Source organism: Rhodoluna sp. (assembly GCF_024639375.1).
Lineage (GTDB): Bacteria > Actinomycetota > Actinomycetes > Actinomycetales > Microbacteriaceae > Rhodoluna.
The window spans coordinates 39685-59418 of the sequence record NZ_JAHEIM010000002.1; the positions used below are offsets into that span (position 1 = coordinate 39685).

The window sequence follows — 19734 nt, forward strand, 5'->3', positions numbered from 1 at the left end:
TTACTTCGCTTCGGTTGCGTCGGTTTCAATGCGAGGAAACAGTGGCTCAAGCTCTGCAAGTGCAGCACCTGCCGGCAACTGACCCCAGCGACCAGCGTCACCAATTGGTTGAGCATCAAGTGAACCTAAACCAGCGCCTAATGCAGACCACAACTTGGCAGCAGCCTTTGGTGTAATCGAGTTCATCAAAACCGCAAGAACTCGCAGGCCTTCAGCGGTGGTGTTTAGCACTGTTGCCAAACGGTCGCGCTTCGATTCATCCTTAGCCAACACCCACGGCTCTTGCACGGTGATGTAGTTGTTGAGTTCGTCAACCAATGTCCAAATTGCAGTGAGCGCGTCTTGGATGGCGACATCGCTAATTGCTTGATCGGCAGCGGCAACGGCATCCGTAGCAATCTGCTGAACCTTTTTGTCTTCATCGGTGAATTCACTCGCCGCTGGCAGCACGCCATCAAAGTAGCGGTGAATCATTGCGATAGAGCGAGATGCCAGGTTGCCTAGGCCGTTGGCCAACTCTGCTTGATAACGTGCCGATAGGTCTTCCCACGAGAATGAACCATCTTGGCCAAAGGCAATCGCCTTCATGAAGTAATAGCGGAATGCATCTGAACCAAAGGTGTCGGTGATTTGGCTTGGCGCAATACCGGTGAGCTTTGACTTCGACATTTTTTCGCCACCAACCAACAACCAGCCGTGACCAAAGACCTGCTTAGGTGGCTCGATGCCGGCAGCCATCAACATCGCTGGCCAAATGACTGCGTGAAAGCGCAGGATGTCTTTGCCAACAACCTGAACCGATGCCGGCCAAAGCGAAGCAAACTTCTCTTCGTCTTCGCCATAACCGATTGCGGTGATGTAGTTCAACAAAGCATCGAACCACACATAGGTGATGTGGCTGTCATCCCAAGGAATGTCGATGCCCCAGTCAAACTTTTCTTTAGACCTCGAAATTGAGAGATCTTCTAGTCCACGGCGAACGAATGACATAACTTCGTTGCGTGCCGAATCTGGCTGAATGAACTTTGGGTTTGCTTCATAGAAAGCCAAAAGCTTGTCGGCATATTCGCTGAGCTTAAAGAAGTAGTTGGTCTCTTGCAGTTTTTCAACGGGCTTTGAGTGAATGGCGCAAACAGGCTGGCCGGCAAACGCACCTTCGCCATCAATCAGGTCGGCATCGGTTTTGTATTCTTCACACCCAACGCAGTAGTTGCCCTCGTATGAACCGCGGTAAATAAAACCGGTGTCATAAAGGTGCTGCAAGAACTTCTGCACGTTCTTTTCGTGACGCGGCTCAGTGGTGCGAATGAAATCTTGGTTTTGAATGTCAATGGTTTCAAGAAGTGGCAACCAGGCCTCTTCAACCAGCTTGTCGGCCCACTGCCGTGGTGAAACCTTGTTGGCTGCTGCGGTGCGAAGAATCTTTTCACCGTGCTCATCGGTGCCCGTTAGCAAGAAAGACCGCTCACCACGTTGACGGTGCCAGCGTGCCAAAACGTCTGCCGCTACCTCGGTATAGGCGTGCCCGATGTGAGGAGCATCGTTGACATAAAAAATGGGTGTCGTTACATAGAACGATTGACCCTTGTTTGCAGACATGGGTTCCATCTTAACCAATTGCCTGCTTGCCTGCCTTGCGAGCATCGAGCACCAATTGATAAAGCTCGCTCTTGCTGGCGCCATTTGCCCCGGCAATCTCGGCTACGGCATCCTTCAGGCTGGTGCCCTCGGCAATCAGCCCCAGTGCCTGGTCAACCAAATCGGCCACCGATGTAGCTACTACCTCTGCGCCAGCCACCACCAAAACCATCTCGCCCTTTGGCTCAGTTTTTGCCCATTCAACCAATTGAGCCAATGTGCCACGCTCGGTGTGCTCAAACTTCTTGGTCAATTCGCGCGATACCGAAGCGCGACGCTCTGCTCCAAGCTCCTGAGCCGCATCTATCAGCGACTCGAGAATGCGGTGTGGCGATTCAAAAAACACCATGGTTCGTGGTTCACGCGCCAGCGACTGAAACATTTTGCGGCGATCGCCCTGCTTTCGTGGCAAAAAGCCCTCAAAGGTGAAGCGGTCGGTGGGCAAGCCCGAAACAGCCAAAGCACTCAAAACCGCGGATGGCCCCGGCACAACTGTGACATCAATGCCGGCCACTACCGCTGCGCGCACCAATAAGAAGCCTGGGTCACTCACGGTTGGCATGCCAGCATCGCTAACCACCAGCACGTCAGCATCCTTAGCAATATCAAGAATTTGATCTAGACGATCACCCTCGTTGTGCTCGTGCAGGCTAAAAATCTTGGCATTTAGCTTGATTCCCAATGAATTAGCCAACTTCAACACGCTTCGGGTGTCTTCTGCGGCAATGAACTTGGCCAGCTGCAAATTTTCAATCAGGCGCGGCGAGGCATCCGACAGATTGCCGATGGGAGTAGCCGCAAGAATAAGCACGCTCTATTGTCTAGCATTAGGGTCGTGATTGCTCTGCTGACCAAAACCATGGCTGATTCAACCTTGCGCCGGGCATACAACCGATTTGGGTTTTGGTTTGTTTTGGCCATTGCGGCTGTGCTCAGGCTTTGGAATCTTGGGTATCCGAGCAAATTAGTTTTTGATGAAACCTATTACGTCAAAGATGCCTGGACACTTTGGAACACGGGTGCCGAAAGAGCTTGGCCCGCAGATGCAAATGCCGCATTCGAAAGCGGCCACGTAAATGACTTTCTAACTGATCCGAGTTTTGTAGTTCACCCGCCGCTAGGCAAATGGATCATCGGCTTTGGCATGTGGGTTTTCGGTGCCGAGAATCCATTCAGTTGGCGAATCGCAACTGCAGTTCTAGGCATCGCGGCAGTGGCACTGCTCATGATTATTGCCAAGCTGGTTTTCAAGTCGCACACCTGGGCGATTACCGCCGGGTTGATTTTTGCAATCGATGGGCACGCCATTGTGCTCTCGCGCACTGCTTTGCTTGACAACATTTTGATGTTCTTTGCCCTGCTGGCTTTCTACTTCATGCTGCGGCATATCAATTCGCGAGACACATCCGTAGTTAGCTGGCGCCAGCCGTGGTTGCTGGCGATGGCCCTGGCCCTGGGAGCGGCCACCGCAGTCAAGTGGTCGGGCCTTTACTTTGTTGCGGTCTTCGGCATTTATGTTGTGCTCACCGATGTGCTCGACCGACGAGCCGCCGATCAAGAGCATTGGGCACGCAAGGGTATTTTTGGCCAAGGACTAATCTCGCTGCTAATTACTTTGCCGGCAGTGCTAATTGTTTACCTGGCGAGTTGGCTTGGTTGGATTATTGGCAGCGACGGTTACGACCGCAACAACTCATCTAATTGGCTGGTCGCCCTTTGGACTTACCACCAGAGTGCCTACGGATTTCACGTCGGGTTGCACACTCCTCACTCTTACGCCTCCAACCCCCTCACTTGGTTGTTGGCGATTCGACCGACCAGTTTCTTCTATGAAGGTGCCGCGGTGGGCGAAAACGGCTGCGAATTTCAAGCGGGCTGTTCATCGGCAATCACCGCACTGGGCAATCCACTGATCTGGTGGGCAAGTGCGGTTGCTGTGGTCTATTTAGTGGTTTGGTTTATTCGAACCCGCGATCGCACCGCAGCGCTAATTGCCACAGGACTTGTGGCTGGCTATGTGCCTTGGCTTTTCTTCATGGGTCGAACCGTGTTTCAGTTTTATGGCATCGCATTTTTGCCTTGGATGATTTTGTCTCTGCTTTATGTGTGGCGAATTTATGTTTACCAACCCGACCCAGAACGAGCAGCTCGCGCGAAGGTGTGGCTGCTTGGCTTCGTAGTTCTAGCCAGCGCACTCACCGTGTTCTTCTTGCCCATTTGGATTGGCACTTGGATTCCCTACCCTTATTGGCTTGTTCACATGTGGTTACCTTCTTGGATTTAGGCTTAGGGCATGCCTACTTATGCCGTCACCTACACTTACGCCAATGAACCTGAGGTAATCGCCGAAATTCGCCCAATGCACCGCGAATGGTTGAGCCAGTTGCTTGAAGAAGGTGTTCTGCTTGCCAGCGGACCAAAGGTTTCAGTGCCCGGTGCACTACTGATTTTTAGGGTCGATCAACTCGACGAACTCGCTCGACTCCTTGACCGCGACCCGTTTGACATCGCTGGTGTCATCGAAGAACGCGTAATCGAGGAATGGAATCCGCTGTTTGGGCCTTGGAGTTAACATGACCTTCTCACCAGAGCAAATGCCGCTGCTGACACTCAACAACGGTCAGCAAATTCCACAACTTGGCCTTGGCGTTTACAAAGTCACGCAAGACATCGCCGTTGACTTAATTAAGAACGCTGTGGATGCCGGCTACCGCCGAATCGACACTGCCGCGCTTTATGGAAACGAAGCCGAAGTTGGTCAGGCAGTTCGTGAAAGCGGGCTGGCCCGTGAAGAACTCTTTGTCACGACGAAAATTTGGAATGACCGCCAAGGATACGACGAGGCGCTCGTTGCAATTGATGAAAGTCTTGACCGACTGAACATCGATTACGTTGACATGTTGTTGATTCACTGGCCTTGCCCAACTCAAAATTTGTTTGTCGAAACTTGGGCCGCTTTTCAAGAGGCACAAAAGGGCGGCAAAATCCGTGGCATTGGAGTTTCAAATTTTCAACCTGCTCATCTGCAAAAACTAATTGCCGCCGGCGGAACCGTGCCTGCCCTAAACCAGGTAGAGATGCACCCCGGCTTGCAACAAAGAGAAGTGCGCGAATTTGACTCAAAGCATGCGATTGCAACTGAAGCCTGGAGCCCATTGGCTAGAGGAAAGTTTGCAGACAACGAAGCGCTTCAGTCGTTGGCCGCGGCACACAACAAAAGCGTGACTCAAATCATCGTGCGCTGGCACATTCAGCTGGGCAACCTGGTTATTCCAAAAACAACCAGCTCAACTCGCTTGGCTGAAAACATCGACGTCTTTGACTTCGCGCTAACTGAAGAACAAATGGCAACAATCGCAGGCCTAGATTCAGGCATGCGCACCGGCATGAACCCTGACGAGTTTGGATAATCGAATGCGTGTTTTAATTTCTGGAGCAAGTGGACTGATTGCAACTGAACTTGCGAAACAACTCACCGATCAGGGTCACGAGCCAATCAAGCTTGTTCGTCGAATTGCCAAAGCACCCAACGAAGTGCAGTGGAATCCAGACGAACTGTTTTTACCAGATGATGTCATCGAGAACGTAGATGCGGTTGTCAACTTGGCCGGAGCAACAACCGGGCGAATCCCTTGGACCCGCAAATACAAAAAAGAAATTGTTGACTCCCGAATCAACTCAACGCGAACTCTTGTGAAAGCAATGGCAAAAGCAACTAAGCGACCAGCCGTTTTCATCAGCGGTTCAGCTTCAGGTTTTTATGGCGACCGAGGTGCTGAACTCTTAGGTGAATCGGCAACCAAAGGCACCGGCTTTTTGAGTGACCTTGCAGCAAATTGGGAGCGCGAGGCACAAAAGGCACCAAAGGATGTTCGCGTAGTTTTGGTGCGCACCACCATGGTGATGTCTCGAAAGTTAGGGGCACTTGGCCGGTTGCTGCCCCTGATCAAACTTGGCATTGGAGGAGCCTTGGGTTCAGGCAAGCAATTTTGGGCTTGGATCACGGTTGTTGATGAGGCTGCGGCAATCATTCATCTAATCAATACCGAAAGTGCATTTGGGCCATTCAACTTGACCGCGCCTGAACCAGCAACCTGCAAGCAGATCGTTCGCGCGTTAGGCAAAAACCTAAAGCGACCAACCCTGCTGAATGTTCCTGGTTGGGCTCTTCGACTGTTACTGGGTGAAGCTGCAACTGAACTATTGCTAACCAGTCAAAACATGTCAGCACAAAAATTGCTGAAGACTGGTTTTACATTTGCGCACCCAGACTTAAAGTCGGCTGCCGCCTGGGTCACGGCTAAATAAATATTTAGACAAATAAAAACCCCGCCGGTTGCCCGGCGGGGTTTTTAGTTAAGCGCTATTACTTCTTTGCAGCAGTCTTGCGAACAGCTGGCTTGCGAGCTGCAGTGGTCTTGCGAACGGCAGGCTTGCGAGCAACGGTCTTCTTTGCAGCTGGCTTTGCAGCAGTCTTGCGAGCTACTGGCTTCTTAGCAGCAACTGCCTTCTTAACTGCAGGCTTGCGAACAGCTGGCTTAGCCGCTGGCTTTGCAGCAGTCTTGCGAACTACTGGCTTCTTAGCAGCAACTGCCTTCTTAACTGCAGGCTTGCGCGCAACAGTCTTCTTAGCAGCTGGCTTTGCAGCAGCAGTCTTGCGAACAGCTGGCTTAGCTGCTGGCTTAGCAGCAGTCTTGCGAACAGCTGGCTTCTTAGCAGCAACTGCCTTCTTAACTGCAGGCTTGCGCGCAACAGTCTTCTTAGCAGCTGGCTTTGCAGCGGCCTTTACAACTGTCTTGCGTGCGGTGCCGGCAGCCTTCTTAACTGCAGTGCCTGCAGTCTTGGTTGCGCGTGTTGCTGTCTTAGCGGTCTTTGCGACCTTCTTTTCTACTAGTGCCACAGTTTCATCTACTTTCTTCTCGAGGTCGACTGCTGCCTTGGCTGCTTCATCAGCAACTTCAGCTGCAAGTTTTCCTGCATCTTTAGCGATATTGTTTGCGTTCTTAGCAAAGATTTTCTTTGCGTTGTCAAGAATCCCCATACTTAGCTCCTGTTTTTTCTCAGTGCAATAAAAACACTACCGACAATAGGTGTTTATTTATGTCAGCGTGTCGTGATTATTTTTTTTCTAACCGTTCGCGCGTCTGCGCTTAAGAATGTCATCAAGCTCATCTTGAGACAAGGTTTTCTTTTTCGTTTCAACTTTTTCAATTGCAACTACATCAGCCAAAACTGTTTTTGAAATTTCACCGATGCGCTCACGCGGTGCAGGCAACGGGTTTCGCGACCAAGCACGAGGATCAACTTCGAATGCAAGTTCGTTTTGAGTCTCGCTGCTTTCAACATGGGAAATTTCGCTAAAAATAGCGCTTCTAGCCCTGTTTGAGCGTGTTACCAGCACAGCAATCTGCTTGCGAGCAGCCCCTGCAACAAGCATTGCAACTGCGGCAACTGCAAGGCTGGCGGCAAACGCCACCCAATAGAGAGGTGAAGTTGTTGCTAAGTATGCAGTGCAGAAAGCAACCACTGTTGCGATTGCAACCAACGAAGAAAAGATGCGCTTGGTTGTGTTGAGTCGGTAAAACCGCTCTGCATTTTGGGTGATTGACCTTGAAATATTTTTTTGGGATTTGACCGAATTTATTTCGGTTTTGATGTTCTTGACCACCGATTTCTCGATTTGGCGTTCATGGCTTCTCTTGAACCAGGTTGGCACGAACACCCAAAGCCAGAGTCCGGCGATGATCAAAAACAACAAGCCACCAGATCCGTTGAAGTTCATGCTTCAAAGTTAGGTGCCGGGCAGCAGTTATCCGGTGATTTAAAGGGGCGTGTTTAACCCCAGCTGGTTTTTCTGAAAGGGTACTCGATTGCAGGCACTTCTTTGCGCTGCCATCGGTTTAAAACTCCACCTCGAACTTCATCGTGGGTGAGTGCAAATACATAGTGATCTCGCCATGCGCCGTTGATATGTATGTAGCGCTCCTTGAGCCCCTCATAGCGAAGGCCCAATTTTTCAACCACGCGAATTGAAGCTTCGTTTTCGGGGCGAATGTCTATTTCAATTCGATGCAAACCAACAACATTGAATAGGTAATCCATAACTAACGCCACTGCAGTTGGGGCCACCTGACGCCCAGCTACCTCAGGGGCTAACCAATAGCCAATAACTGCACTACTTACTGAACCCCAAAGAATATTCGCAACATTTAGTTGCCCCACAACGATTCCGTCGTACTCAATCACAAACGGGAGTCCTTCATCGTTATCCATTTGCTTCAGCAGGCCGCGTGCTTGTGATTTGATGTCAAAAGAAGACGGGCCATAGGGATTTGTGGCTTCCCACGGCCTCAACCATTCGCGATTGCCAAGAATTAGTTTTTCTAATTGCTTCACATCTTTCATGCGCAAGATGCGAAGCAGCACACTGCCATGAGCTAGTGCGAAAGAGTTGGCCACGATGGCAAGATTAGTGCCATGAATGAATTCACCGCAGCAAGCGGCAAGGCAGAACTTCGTGCGAGCCTAAAACAACGCCGCGATGCATTGAGTTTTGACCCAGAACTTTCGGCTGGCCTAAATGCAGAACTTGCCGAGTTGTGCCTAATCAATGGTGCGAAGAAAATTTCTTGCTATTTAGCATTCGGCAACGAGCCCGACACTGAGCTGTTCATCGATTGGGCACTCGACCAGCAAATCGAGGTTCTTGCGCCAGTCTCAAAAGAGTCAGGCGAACTTGAGTGGATTCGTTTCGATGGCGTAACAGCACCTGGAATATTTGGATTCCACGAACCAGTAGGCGAAATCGTCGACGCCTCTGACGTTGACCTCATGATTGTCCCTGCGCTTGCCATCGATCAAAAGGGCAACCGCATTGGCAAGGGCAAAGGTTTCTACGACCGTTATCTGGCAACACTGACCAGCACACCCCCTCTAGTGGCTGTGGTCTACGACGAAGAACTGCTTGAAAGCATTCCGGCAGAGCCACACGATAAGCCGATTGATGCCGTGGTGACTCCAAGCCAAACCGTGCGGTTCAATCAGCGGTTAAAATAGATTCGTGCCCACTTATTCATATGCTTGCAAGGCCTGCGAGCACACCTTCGACATTCAGCAGTCATTTAGCGATGACGCTTTGAAAGTGTGCCCAAAATGTGGGGGCGAATTGCGCAAGGTTTATGGTTCACTCGGGGTCACCTTCAAAGGCAGCGGTTTTTACCGCACCGATTCTGCATCCGGCTCTGGCCCTTCATCGAGCAGTAGCCCAAAAAGCGACTAGCCCCAGTGTGGCGGCTTGTCTTGTCGCAAGCGTGAATCATTCGATTCGGTGCGGTCACCCCAAGCAGCATCTGTGTCTTCAAAGGCGCGGTCAGCCGCGTCAAATAATGGCAGTGGCCGCTTAGAAACCTGCATGCCCAGACCCTCAGCAATTCTGATTGCCAAAGCCTGCGGATCTGAGAAAAGTTCAAAACTAAATACTCGTTGATACTTCCATCCCAAAGATTGAATCAGTCCTGGACGAATCTTGAATCGCTCAGTGCGATTCTCACCTGGAATTGACCAATCAGGTTCAATCACGATTGCAGTTTTAGCGAAGGCTGCGATTAGCGGCAGTTCTTTTGAATAGCCCTCTTCTACCCTGGCACCCAATTTCTTTAGGCGCAGACCTAAGTCGGCAAGCATTGGATCACTGGTTGATGCACTGTTCGAAGCGGTTGCAGTTGCTGCGGTGAGCAAATCAGCAAGCAATACTGCCCCGTTGCTAAGGCGGTCAGTAGGCACATCTTCTGGGCCAAAGCAGCTAACCACAGTGATTTGTCGCTTCGAGCTAACTAACAAATTCGCTAGATTGCGACGACCATCGGCTTCGCTCAATTGACCAAAATTTGAAAGAACCGCACCATGGGAAGTTCGCCCAAAACCGATAGAAAAAATCACACGATCAGCAACTCGGTGAGTGAGGTCTGAAATCGGAGACACTTCGAACTTTTCGCGACCGTGAGCTTCGAAGAACTCTGCCAACTGTGGGCGTTGTTGCAATCCGTTGGCAACTGCCGCGCGAATTCGTTCAGCGTGTACTGCCGACGCACTTGCCACCAACAAAGACTGCTCGGGGTGCCACAGCGCATGGTTGAAAACTAATTCGACAACGCGATCAACTTCGGCATCAAGGCTCTCTGTGGCACCTTCGATGGTTGTCTTAGCGCGGTTGCCTTCGCTCACAACATCTAGCAAGAAATTTGACTCGCCAAAATACTCTGCAGCCGAAGGCAGGTATCCGATGCGGTTTTGATAGAACTCTCGATTAATCAAAGCGGCAAGCGTTTGGCTGGTGGTGCGGTAGCTTCGGCGCAGCACCTCGGTGCCAAAAACTTTGCGTGTTTCATCGAATACCGAGCTTGCAGGGTCAGGCTTTTGCAGGGCGCTTGGCTTCGGTTCGATTTCAAAACCGGTAGGCATTGCGATGGCGTCGTCACCAAATGCAATCAACTGCTTAGCCCGACGAATTGCAGACAGGTTCTCAGCGATGGTTGAACCGGCTGCATCGAGCACCATCACAACGTCGAAAGTTTGTGACTTGTCGAAACTGCTTGGCACTTCGTATGGAGAAGCGATTAGCGCCGGAGCAATTATTGGCCAGATGTTTGGCGCCGCCAACTTGGCATCAGCAAAAGAAGCTTTTCCTGATTTGAGCAAAACTTTCAATGACGCGGCCTCGCTTGGCGACTGCTTCAACGCTGCGTGCCATCGGTTTGCCAATTCGGCTGCCAACACCGACGCACCAATTTGAATTTGAGAGTCATAGGCATTTCTGAAGTTCTCTTCATTCGCCTCTAACTGTTCAGCAGAGAAACCCAAGATGGCTTCATCGCGTGAAACCAAAACTTCGAGGGCAGATTGCCACCAGGCCTGCTCCAACTCGACAGCAATGTTTTGTTTGGCAACGTGCAATTTGGCCAGGTCGCGCGCAAGCCCGCCAAGGCCAGCCTCGCGCAGTCGAGCAACCAGCATCGATCGCTCGCCAAGATTCTCTAGGGCATCTGAATGTTCGGCAAGAGAATTCAGTTTTGACTTGAGCAAATTCAGTGGCAATTTAACCAACGCAGGTTCGTCTGATTCTGCGTCGAGGTGACCTTGCAATGTTTCGAGGTCGGCAACGAATGCCTGGTATTCAACCTGCGCATCGGCAATACCTAATGGCACTTGAGGTGCCGTCGCAACCTGGCAAAACAGTTTCCACTGTTCACGTTGCTCTTGAATTGCAATAAGCGAAGCGTGCATGTCTGAGGTGTGCATTCCCGGGCGCAAATATTCTTTTGCCAATTTCTTCAACCGGCGGCGATTTGCGCCAGACATGCTGCTGCGCTCGCTCTTGTCGACCCCGCGACGGCCGGCAGTTGCAGCAATAAGTTCAGTCAATGGGCGATCAAAGACATCTGCAACAAATTTGTCTAGCGTCTCCCGAATGCCAACAAATAGTTCTAGGTAGACGCCCCAGTCTTCAACCGAGTCGGCGGGTTTGAAATTAACCTTCTGTGTGAATTCAGCCAAAGCGTTTGACAGCGACGGGAACTTTTCATCACGAAGTTTTTTAGCCAAATTAATTGCATGCTCAACTTGGGCGGGAGATTCAAACCGTGCCTGATACCAAGCGGTATCTTGTGGACCAAACCTGAACTCACCCAGCTCCTCTGCCTCGCTGACCATGGCCAAGGCTTCAGCGCGATCAAGGTGACGCAGCAAGTGATCTTTTGGAATTCGAGCGTTGGTTAGTGGCGGGTGAGGCATTGCACTGAGCGATGATAGTTCGCGAAAAACTCGAGCAATCGACACACCAAGTTCTTCATCAGTTTGATTTAGCGCAACAAAATACTCGTCAAGTTTCTGCTCGGCGATAATTCGATTTTCTCTAGGTGCCAGGGCATCTGCAGGTTGGGCTTTTTCATTTCTCGAGATAGCCGAGATGACATCCACCCAGGTTGAGTGAGAGCGAACCGCGAGACCGGCTAAACCTATTGACGATAAGCGATCGGTGAGTTCATCAATGGTTTGCCTTCTTGGAGCGACCAGTAAAACGCGGTTGCCTTCCAAAACCAAACCGGTCAGCACGTTGATAGCCGTCTGCAAGTAGCCACAACCTGGCAACGTCTCAACCGCAAAGCTTTGACCCGCCAGAGCACGGGCAACAATTCGCATCTGGGTGGCGTCGGCGTCAACCACCAAATTCAACTGAGGAATCGCTACCTCTGGCAATCCATCTCCAGGTGCTCCAACCAAACGCTGCAACAAAGCAGTGTCGGTTGTCTCAAAATCAGCAAGCATTGCTGAAGGCGCGGTTGTGAAATTTGAAATCACCAAAATGCGTCGTAAATCAAGTTTTGAGTTAGCAGCGGTGAGGTTAGCTAAGTAGTTCAAAACCGTAACCGGAACCAGGTCTGAACTTTCATTTTGGCGAGCCAACAACTCAGCTTCGTTCAACCGAATGGAATAACAATTCGCTAGTGCTTCCACAAAACTTGGGTTCACACTCGGTTTGCCAGCAATTCCAATTTCATAATCGTCGCCACGTTTGTTTAGCGACACAGGCCACATCAAAATCGGGGTTTGAAGATCGAAACCGTCGGCAGTGAAATCTGCAATGCCGCCAACCAGGTGTAGCGATTCAATACCAAAGTGATTTGAAAGGCGATCGCCTTTAGCTTTGATTCTGCGCGCGGCCGATAGGGCTCGTGAAAAAGCTAACGGGTCTCGAACCAAATTTGAAAGAAGTGTTTGACCGCCTGTCACAAATTGTGAAAAGCCACCCGGATGGCTTCGCTCTAGATCAATCTGACCGAAGCTGTTGGCTTCAAAATTGAGCAGCGGATTGGTTGCACCAATCGATTGAAGTTCTGTCCTCCAGGCATGCCACTGAGCCTGCGAAATTTCGCTTGCAGATTCATTGTTGTCAGACATGCAAAGAGCCTAACTTTTGAGCCCTGCTTATGGGCTTAGGCTTGCCCGAGCACTCAGCAATGCCCGCGGTATATTTGAGCGAGTTTGCCCCCGTAGCTCAGTGGATAGAGCAGAGGTTTCCTAAACCTTGTGCGGAAGTTCGATTCTTCTCGGGGGCACTCGGCCGAAGGCCGAGGAAACCGAAAATTAGCGATGCGTTCTCGGGGGCACCTTTGCGTCTAGGCCGCTTGGGCGAATGCCAAGTATGGATTCCATTCAGGTTCGAATCTTTCGGCGCCGCGCACCATCCAAGTGGTGCCCTGTGGCATGCGGGGTGTGAAATTCAATTGCCAACCCATTTCGGCGGGCGTCTTGTCGCCTTTCACGTTGTTGCACTTTAGGCAACAGGCCACCAAGTTCTCCCAGGTGTCACGGCCACCTCGAGATTTTGGTTGCACGTGATCAACGGTGTTGGCACTGCGGGAACAATATGCGCAACGGTGGTTGTCGCGGCGAAGCACACCACGACGTGAGACCGGAATCAAACGGGTTCCCGGGATTCGCACATAACGTGAAAGCAAAATCACCGAAGGCAAGGCATATTCACGGCTTGAACTGTGCACGGCCTGATTGGCTGCCCCGGCAAGAATGGTGGCCTTGTTATTCAGCACCAAAATCAAGGCGCGTTTAAAAGACACCACAGCTAGTGGCTCATAGCCTGCGTTCAATACCAAAGTGCGCATCCGTTTTCCTTTCGAAGACGCCCAGACGGATTCTGGGCTTTCGGTTAGGCACTAACTGCTTCGGGCAATAAAAAAGCGCCGTCAAAAATGACGGCGCAAAATTACTTTTCGAGTTGTTGACTCGGTTGATCAAATTGACATGGATGAGATTCATGCTTGGCGGGCACGAAATTCATAGTCATTAAGATCACCTAATCAATTATTAGTTAATACCTACGGTCAGATTAGACCCGCTAGCCAAAAAACGCCACAGCGTGAGCCGCGTGTTTTTATGACGATTTGGTGAATTATTAGTTGGTTGCCAAACGCACAAAGTGCACGTTGCTGGTGAAGATTGGGGCTAGCTTCACGGTGTCACCTGGGCGAGGCGCGTGGTAGAAGTTGCCATTTCCTGCATAGATGCCATCGTGGCTCAAGTCATTCATGATTACCAAGTCACCAGGCAAGGCATCCTCAGGCTTAATCAGAATTCCCATGCGAGCCTGGCCGTGCACGCTGTGAGGCATAGCGATTCCAAACTGAGCAAAGACGAATGCGGTGTAACCAGAGCAGTCAAAGCCACGAGGGGTCGCACCACCGAATACATAAGGAGTGCCCACATAGCTTGCAGCAACCTTCAGGATGGTGGCACCATCCAAAGTGCTGTATGGCGGGTTAGCCACGAAGTCTTCGGCAGTTGGGCCACTGTAGGTGCGGTAGTTGTTCACGATTTCTTGGCGGGCAATTTCGGCAGCATCCGCAGATTCGTATTTGCCACGAGCAAATCGCACGGTGTTGACTGCTGCAACTGTGAGATTTTGAGTGTCTTGTGCCGAAGCAATTACTTCAGCATTAGTAGTTGTGAAGCGAGATCTAGCGGCAACGTCTGGGTTGTAGGCATAAGCCGGAAGCGCAAAGGTGGCAAATAGGCCAGCCGCGATAGACATTGTGATGGTGTTTCTTACTGAGCGGCGAGCGTGAAAGGCCACCGGTTTTGCAGAAGGCACGACAAACGCTGAGCCATTGGCCTGCGCTGCTTTTTGTGCGGCAAAGAACTTGGCGTCTTCTTTAGCTAACTTCTTAGCTAGGCGACGCTCGGCGCGCGATAGACGATTCTTCTCTGACTCTCGAATCGAACGGCGACTGCGCAATTCGAATGATTCAAGAACATTGATCTGAACGTCGGCGCGGTGCTTGCCGGTGGCTTTTTCTGCCAAATTGAAACCTCCGAAGTTTCATTCACTATCGTGAACGATCCATTGCCAACCAGGTTCATGGACAACAACCTGTTCAGTTTACCTAAGGTTTACCGAATCCGCTGTTATTTATTACGAAAGGGTAACAACCCTAAGCTTCAACGAAAAGGTGAAGGGCAAGCTCCAAATCCACTGAAAGGCCCTCTTCTTGGCCTTTTTGGGCCACAAATACGGCTTTTTCGCTGTATTCAAGGGTGATTTCAGACCCCGGAACGAGGCCCAGGTCCTTCATCTGGGTCAGCAGGCCAATATCTACCTGCAAAGGCTCGCCAATTCGGCGCAAAATGTAGGTGCTCTGCCCAGCTAATGCTCGAGGCAGGTCAACCAGCGAAATTACACCCTCTTTAAAGGTTGGGTTGATTTTGAGACCAAGCTCATCTAAGCCGGGGATTGGATTGCCATACGGGGAGATGTCTGGCGAAGAAATAAGAGCCAAAATCTTGCGCTCAACCTGCTCGCTCATCACATGCTCCCAGCGACAAGCTTCGTCGTGCACTAACTCCCACTCCAGGCCAATCACATCGGCAAGCAAGCGCTCAGCCAAACGGTGCTTGCGCATTACTGCAACTGCCTCGCGTCGACCTTCGTTGGTCAACTCGAGGTGACGGTCTCCGCTAACTACAACGAGGCCGTCACGCTCCATGCGGGAAACGGTTTGCGAAACTGTGGGGCCTGACTGATCTAGTCTCTCGGCAATACGGGCACGAAGTGGAATTTGGCCCTCTTCTTCCAATTCCAAAATGGTGCGTAGATACATTTCGGTGGTATCAATCAGATCGGTCACATCGCCCCCTTTTTTCCTTGGTCAGCAATCAGATTACCTGAGCAATTGTTGCAGAGCGGGGCATCTGATTGGTCGAAGTAAACTCGAATCATGTCTGAAATCAATATCCCTAGTGACTTCTTGCCAACCGACGGCCGTTTTGGCTGTGGGCCATCAAAGGTTCGCCCAGCTCAAATCGCCGCCTTCGCATCCGAGGGTGCAAAACTCATGGGAACCTCGCACCGCCAGGCCCCGGTGAAGAACTTGGTGAAGCGCGTTCAAGAAGGCCTCATGGAGTTGTTTCACAACCCAGCGGGCTACGAAATTGTTTTGGGCAATGGTGGCTCGACTGCATTCTGGGATGCCGCAGCATTTTCGATGGTCGAGAAAAAAGCGCAGAACCTGGTGCACGGTGAATTCGGTGCCAAGTTTGCAACCGCACTAACTAATCCGTGGCTAGAAAAGCCAACCGTGATTAATGGAACACCTGGCTCACGCCTTGAACTTCAGGCAGAGGCTGGCGTTGATTCTTACGCCTACGCGCAGAATGAAACTTCAACCGGCGTAGTTACCCCGGTGCAACGCGTTGCCGGTGCTGACTTTGGTTCGCTGATGTTTACCGATGCAACGTCTGCGGCTGGTGGCATTGACTTCGACGCAACACAAACCGACGTGTATTACTTTGCTCCGCAAAAAAACTTCGCTTCGGATGGCGGCCTGTGGTTTGCCTTGATGTCACCGGAGGCTATTGCTCGCACCGAAAAGATTGCTGCAAGCGACCGCTACATTCCGGAATTTCTAAGTGTCAAAACTGCAATCGATAATTCTCGATTGAACCAGACACTAAACACACCCGCGATTGCAACCTTGTTCTTCTTGGCCGAACAGATCGACTGGATGAATGCGAACGGTGGCTTGGCTTGGGCCGATGCTCGCACTAAGGCTGCCTCAAAGCACCTATACGAGTGGGCTGAGAACTCATCTTTCGCAACTCCATTCGTTTCGAACCCAGACCACCGCTCACAGGTGGTAGTCACCATCGACTTTGACGATGCGATCCAAGCAACCGACATTTCAAAGGTGTTGCGTGCAAACGGCATTGTTGACGTTGATTCATATCGCAAGTTGGGCCGCAACCAACTTCGCATTGCAACATTCACTGCAACCGAAATTGAAGATGTAAAGGTGCTCACCAAAGCAATTGACTTTGTTGTTAGCGAACTGTCTTAGATTGATGACATGCGCTTTTATGTAAAAGATTCCGAGCGAAAGCCCGACCCGGCTCCGGTTAAGACAAACGCCAAGCGCGCTATCTTGATCGGCTTGGCGTTTTGGACAGTTGCCCTAGTTCTTTGTCTTACCTTTGCCGAAGCGCTTGCGGCGTCGCAAAAATCTTGGTTTCTTCTTACCTGTGTCTTCGGCATCGCTCTGGGCGTCTTGGCCCTCTTCCGAGTTCGCGGCCGCTAGGTCATCCGAAGTTGATTCTTCGCTGGCTTCACTAGCTTCACTGCCGTCAACTACTTGTTCAAGTTCTTCAACCATGTCTTCGACAACTTCGGCTTCGATGTCGGTTTCGTCATCTTCGTCTTCTGCATCAAGCGCCGCTTGTGCTTCGAGTTCTGCCTGCAACGCTTTGTAATCTGCCAAGCGCTCTGACCATGGAACCCACTTTGGTGCCACGAGTGAATCTGGGCCAGGCATCAACAAAACTTCTGAAATTGTCGGCTCGGTTTGATCGTCGCTCTGAAACAGAGTTACCGACCAGCGCCAACCGATGTAACCCTTTTGCTTGCTTTCGAAAAGGAATGTAGTTGTGTTGTCGCCTTCGTCGATTGTTTCAATGAACGAACCGACGGTTGCTCGAGGTGCCGCTGCAACTGCTGCAGCAAGCGCAGCGCTCTTGCTTGTTTCAGAAATTGATTTAGGCATCCAGCTCTTCTGCCACCTTGCGCAACAACGCGGCAACCTTTTTGCCATTTGAAGACTCAGGGTACTTGCCGTGCTTGAAGCCGCCACCGATGTTGTCTAGCAAACGAATTAGGTCTTCCACGATTACAGCCATTTCATCGGCTGGCTTGCGAGAAAGCTTCACCAAGCTTGGTGGTGCGTCAAGAACGCGCACGGTCATTGCCTGTGCGCCCCGCTTGCCATCGGCCACGCTGAATTCAACGCGGGTGCCAGGCTTTACTGAGGTTGTGCCAGCAGGCAAGGCGCTGATGTGAAGGAATACCTCGCTACCCTCGTCGGATGCGATGAAACCAAAGCCCTTGTCTTCATCAAAAAATTTGACTTTGCCGGTTGGCATGAAAAACCTCTTTCGTAGTTCAAACCTTTATTTTACAAGGGAGTTTGGCCATCTGGCCAAGGTAATCTAGAAGGATGGCTAAACAAGCAAACCCACGCATCGAAAACATCCTGGCCTACATGGCCGTTGGGCTAATCGGCACCTCAATCTTGGCCATGTTGGTGGCCTTGGTTATGGCAGCCACCGGCTCAGCCACCCCTACAGTTGGCAAAACCGTATTGCCTCCAATCTTGGTTTTCTATCCGCAGTTTGGCCTCGCGGCCGGCGCTATTTGCATCATTTTGTTGCTGGTTGTTGGCATTCGACGCCGCACCCGCGAGAACCGCAAGTAATCGCGCATTAGAAACTTAGAGCGATGAGCGAGTTGTTGGGGGTTGCAGCTGCTCTGCGTCAGTTATCTGACCAGCAGCTTCAAACTCTCATAGCCGAACGAATAATCAACACCAGTTCGCTAAATGACTTTTTCGACCTGGCCGAGGCAATCACCAAGCCAAATAATGTGGCTCAGGCAATCTCTGGTTTGCCACTTCGTCAGGCACGAGCCCTTGCTCAGTTGGTTCAAAATCAAACTGCGGATAGCGACGCCGCCGCGTGTTTGCAACGCTTGCTGCTAATCGATGCCGAGCACAAACCGTTTGAATCAACCGTTGAAGCGTTTGGCAATTTTGCAAAACTCGAATCTCTAGCTTTGGTTGACCAAGAATCTTTTGCGCCACATCAAAACGACATTGATCGCGACTGCGGCATCGAGATTTTTGAAACGCTGCAGGCTATCACTGAATTGATTTTTGATTTGGAACAGCGCCTGGTTACCGAGGTGGGCAAAAAGAGCGTTGGCCTGCCAGCAATTAAGCGATTGGCAAGTCACCTCAAAAAGAACAACGACTACGCCAAAGCAATATATGAACTTGCCTATCTAGCCGATCTAATGTCAGTTTCGGCTGGGCGTTGGCACCTGACCCCACTTGCGAAACACTGGTTGGACTGGAGTCAAAAACAACGCTTCGAACACCTTGCAAAAACTTGGCGCAACATTCTGGGCGATGCATCATCGATTGAATTGATTGCGTCACTTGGCAATACCGACCAAACCGTTTCGCTCGAAAAACAGTTGAGTCTCACTTACCCTTTTGCCGACGGCGCGGTTGCATCAAAAATCGTAAAGTTAGCGACCCTTGCTTCATTGATCGGCATCTCGGCAAACGGCTGGCTCAGCTCGTGGGGCCGTGCGGTAATTTTGGGCAACGCATCCGAGGCATCAAAAGCTGCACTCTCTCGTCTGCCAGAACCACAGCGCAAAATTATTTGCCAAGCCGACCTCACGCTGATTGCACCTGGCCCGCTGCCAACCGACGTAGAAATTTTGATTCGTCGCTTTGCCGACACCGAACAAATTGGTATGGCGTCGACCTATCGACTCTCTGCGCTGAGTATGAGTCATGGTCTTGAAACTGGATTAACCGCAACACAAATTCGTACGGCACTCGAAGAGCTCTCTGGTAAAGCTCTGCCCCAACCGATTGATTACCTAATCAATGAGTCAGAAAAGCGATTCAAGCGCCTAACGATTGTTGAAGGTGATGAAACACTTCGCAGCGTCTTGCGCTCGACCGACCCAATTTTGATTACCGAAATCAACAACGAGCAGAAGTTGAAACCGTTCTCGTTGCGCGCGCTACCCGATGGCACCTTGGCCAGTCGATTCGAGCCAGAACTTTTGTATTTCGGCCTTCGGGAGCTGGGTTTTGCTGCCGTTCGAGTTGACTCAGCCGGCAACGTGATTTCACCACTCAACGCATCCTCAGAAACCGAATTGCCGGCCCAAGTGAGCACCGTAGTTCGTGATCTCGAGCGCATTCGCCAGGGTGACCCAGGCGCCGACGACCAATCAGAGTCTCAGGTATTTAGACAGATTCAGCTAGCCATCAAGAACAAGGCCCGCATGCGCACCACTGTGAAGAGCAACAGCGGCGCCGAAATTGAGTTCACCCTCGAACCGATTGGCCTAGCTAACGGCCGCCTGCGCGCCAAAGACCGCAAGGCAGACATCGAACGCACTTTGCCATTGACCAGCATTTTGAAAGTTGTTCTCGATTAGGCAACCTTGGGGTTGGC

Annotated in this window: 19 protein-coding genes, 1 tRNA gene and 1 pseudogene; 10 read left to right on the plus strand and 11 right to left on the minus strand. The window is 51.1% G+C overall.

Annotated elements, in window-relative coordinates:
* Positions 1-1608, minus strand: coding sequence for a methionine--tRNA ligase (metG, locus tag Q0L28_RS01010; protein ID WP_296630337.1), 1608 nt, complete (start codon positions 1606-1608; stop codon positions 1-3).
* Between the two features lies 1 nt (position 1609).
* Positions 1610-2449 (minus strand): 16S rRNA (cytidine(1402)-2'-O)-methyltransferase, encoded by an 840-nt coding sequence (gene rsmI, locus Q0L28_RS01015; RefSeq protein WP_296630340.1) that lies wholly within the window; start codon positions 2447-2449, stop codon positions 1610-1612.
* Between the two features lie 24 nt (positions 2450-2473).
* Between rsmI and Q0L28_RS01020 the strand changes: the two genes are divergently transcribed.
* Genes Q0L28_RS01020 through Q0L28_RS01035 form a run of 4 tightly spaced genes read left to right on the plus strand, consistent with a single transcriptional unit; the run spans position 2474 to position 5946 of the window.
* Positions 2474-3922: a phospholipid carrier-dependent glycosyltransferase gene (locus Q0L28_RS01020; RefSeq protein ID WP_296630345.1), complete on the plus strand. Its 1449-nt coding sequence runs from the start codon at positions 2474-2476 to the stop codon at positions 3920-3922.
* 9 nt (positions 3923-3931) lie between these two features.
* Positions 3932-4210, plus strand: coding sequence for a YciI family protein (locus Q0L28_RS01025; RefSeq protein WP_296630348.1), 279 nt, complete (start codon positions 3932-3934; stop codon positions 4208-4210).
* Position 4211: 1 nt separating this feature from the next.
* On the plus strand, positions 4212-5048 hold the full coding sequence (locus Q0L28_RS01030; protein ID WP_296630349.1) for an aldo/keto reductase: 837 nt from the start codon (positions 4212-4214) through the stop codon (positions 5046-5048).
* A gap of 4 nt (positions 5049-5052) precedes the next feature.
* A complete protein-coding gene (locus Q0L28_RS01035) occupies positions 5053-5946 on the plus strand; it encodes a TIGR01777 family oxidoreductase (RefSeq protein WP_296630353.1) in 894 nt (297 codons plus the stop codon).
* A 58-nt stretch (positions 5947-6004) separates the two neighbouring features.
* Here the strand turns inward: Q0L28_RS01035 and Q0L28_RS01040 are convergent, their stop codons facing one another.
* The 3 genes from Q0L28_RS01040 to Q0L28_RS01050 form a co-directional block, all read right to left on the minus strand.
* Positions 6005-6679 (minus strand): histone H1-like repetitive region-containing protein, encoded by a 675-nt coding sequence (locus Q0L28_RS01040; protein WP_296630355.1) that lies wholly within the window; start codon positions 6677-6679, stop codon positions 6005-6007.
* Between the two features lie 87 nt (positions 6680-6766).
* Positions 6767-7420, minus strand: coding sequence for a hypothetical protein (locus Q0L28_RS01045; RefSeq protein ID WP_296630357.1), 654 nt, complete (start codon positions 7418-7420; stop codon positions 6767-6769).
* Positions 7421-7473: 53 nt separating this feature from the next.
* Positions 7474-8097 carry a GNAT family protein gene (locus tag Q0L28_RS01050; protein WP_296630362.1) on the minus strand — a complete coding sequence of 208 codons (624 nt, stop codon included), beginning with the start codon at positions 8095-8097 and terminating at the stop codon, positions 7474-7476.
* Positions 8098-8115: 18 nt separating this feature from the next.
* Between Q0L28_RS01050 and Q0L28_RS01055 the strand changes: the two genes are divergently transcribed.
* Both Q0L28_RS01055 and Q0L28_RS01060 read left to right on the plus strand, forming a co-directional pair.
* Complete coding sequence (locus Q0L28_RS01055) at positions 8116-8694, plus strand: 5-formyltetrahydrofolate cyclo-ligase (RefSeq protein WP_296630364.1); 579 nt, start codon at positions 8116-8118, stop codon at positions 8692-8694.
* Positions 8695-8698: 4 nt separating this feature from the next.
* Positions 8699-8902 (plus strand): annotated as a pseudogene (locus Q0L28_RS01060) (FmdB family zinc ribbon protein); the annotation flags it as partial.
* An 11-nt stretch (positions 8903-8913) separates the two neighbouring features.
* Here Q0L28_RS01060 and Q0L28_RS01065 read toward each other — a convergent pair.
* The gene (locus Q0L28_RS01065; RefSeq protein WP_296630366.1) at positions 8914-12594 is read right to left on the minus strand and encodes a hypothetical protein; all 3681 of its coding nucleotides are present in this window, start codon (positions 12592-12594) and stop codon (positions 8914-8916) included.
* An 86-nt stretch (positions 12595-12680) separates the two neighbouring features.
* Between Q0L28_RS01065 and Q0L28_RS01070 the strand changes: the two genes are divergently transcribed.
* Positions 12681-12752 (plus strand) — tRNA-Arg (locus Q0L28_RS01070).
* 60 nt (positions 12753-12812) lie between these two features.
* On the opposite strand, the gene Q0L28_RS01075 is transcribed toward Q0L28_RS01070, so the two are convergent.
* From Q0L28_RS01075 to Q0L28_RS01085, 3 genes are all read right to left on the minus strand, one after another.
* Entirely contained in the window at positions 12813-13316 is a 504-nt protein-coding gene (locus tag Q0L28_RS01075; RefSeq protein WP_296630368.1) for an HNH endonuclease, read from the minus strand.
* A 290-nt stretch (positions 13317-13606) separates the two neighbouring features.
* Positions 13607-14512 (minus strand): C40 family peptidase, encoded by a 906-nt coding sequence (locus tag Q0L28_RS01080; protein WP_296630369.1) that lies wholly within the window; start codon positions 14510-14512, stop codon positions 13607-13609.
* 130 nt (positions 14513-14642) lie between these two features.
* Positions 14643-15335, minus strand: coding sequence for a metal-dependent transcriptional regulator (locus Q0L28_RS01085; protein WP_296630370.1), 693 nt, complete (start codon positions 15333-15335; stop codon positions 14643-14645).
* A gap of 90 nt (positions 15336-15425) precedes the next feature.
* On the opposite strand from Q0L28_RS01085, the gene serC reads away from it, so the two are divergent.
* Complete coding sequence (serC, locus tag Q0L28_RS01090; protein WP_296630372.1) at positions 15426-16544, plus strand: phosphoserine transaminase; 1119 nt, start codon at positions 15426-15428, stop codon at positions 16542-16544.
* Positions 16545-16658: 114 nt separating this feature from the next.
* Here serC and Q0L28_RS01095 read toward each other — a convergent pair whose 3' ends face one another.
* Complete coding sequence (locus Q0L28_RS01095; protein ID WP_296630375.1) at positions 16659-17243, minus strand: DUF3027 domain-containing protein; 585 nt, start codon at positions 17241-17243, stop codon at positions 16659-16661.
* The gene (locus Q0L28_RS01100) at positions 17236-17619 is read right to left on the minus strand and encodes a cold-shock protein (protein WP_296630380.1); all 384 of its coding nucleotides are present in this window, start codon (positions 17617-17619) and stop codon (positions 17236-17238) included. Before Q0L28_RS01100 ends, Q0L28_RS01095 begins: the two co-directional genes overlap by 8 nt.
* 74 nt (positions 17620-17693) lie before the next feature.
* On the opposite strand from Q0L28_RS01100, the gene Q0L28_RS01105 reads away from it, so the two are divergent.
* Positions 17694-17951: a hypothetical protein gene (locus Q0L28_RS01105; protein WP_296630382.1), complete on the plus strand. Its 258-nt coding sequence runs from the start codon at positions 17694-17696 to the stop codon at positions 17949-17951.
* A gap of 23 nt (positions 17952-17974) precedes the next feature.
* A complete protein-coding gene (locus Q0L28_RS01110) occupies positions 17975-19717 on the plus strand; it encodes a helicase-associated domain-containing protein (RefSeq protein WP_296630386.1) in 1743 nt (580 codons plus the stop codon).
* The last annotated feature ends 17 nt before the right edge of the window (positions 19718-19734 follow it).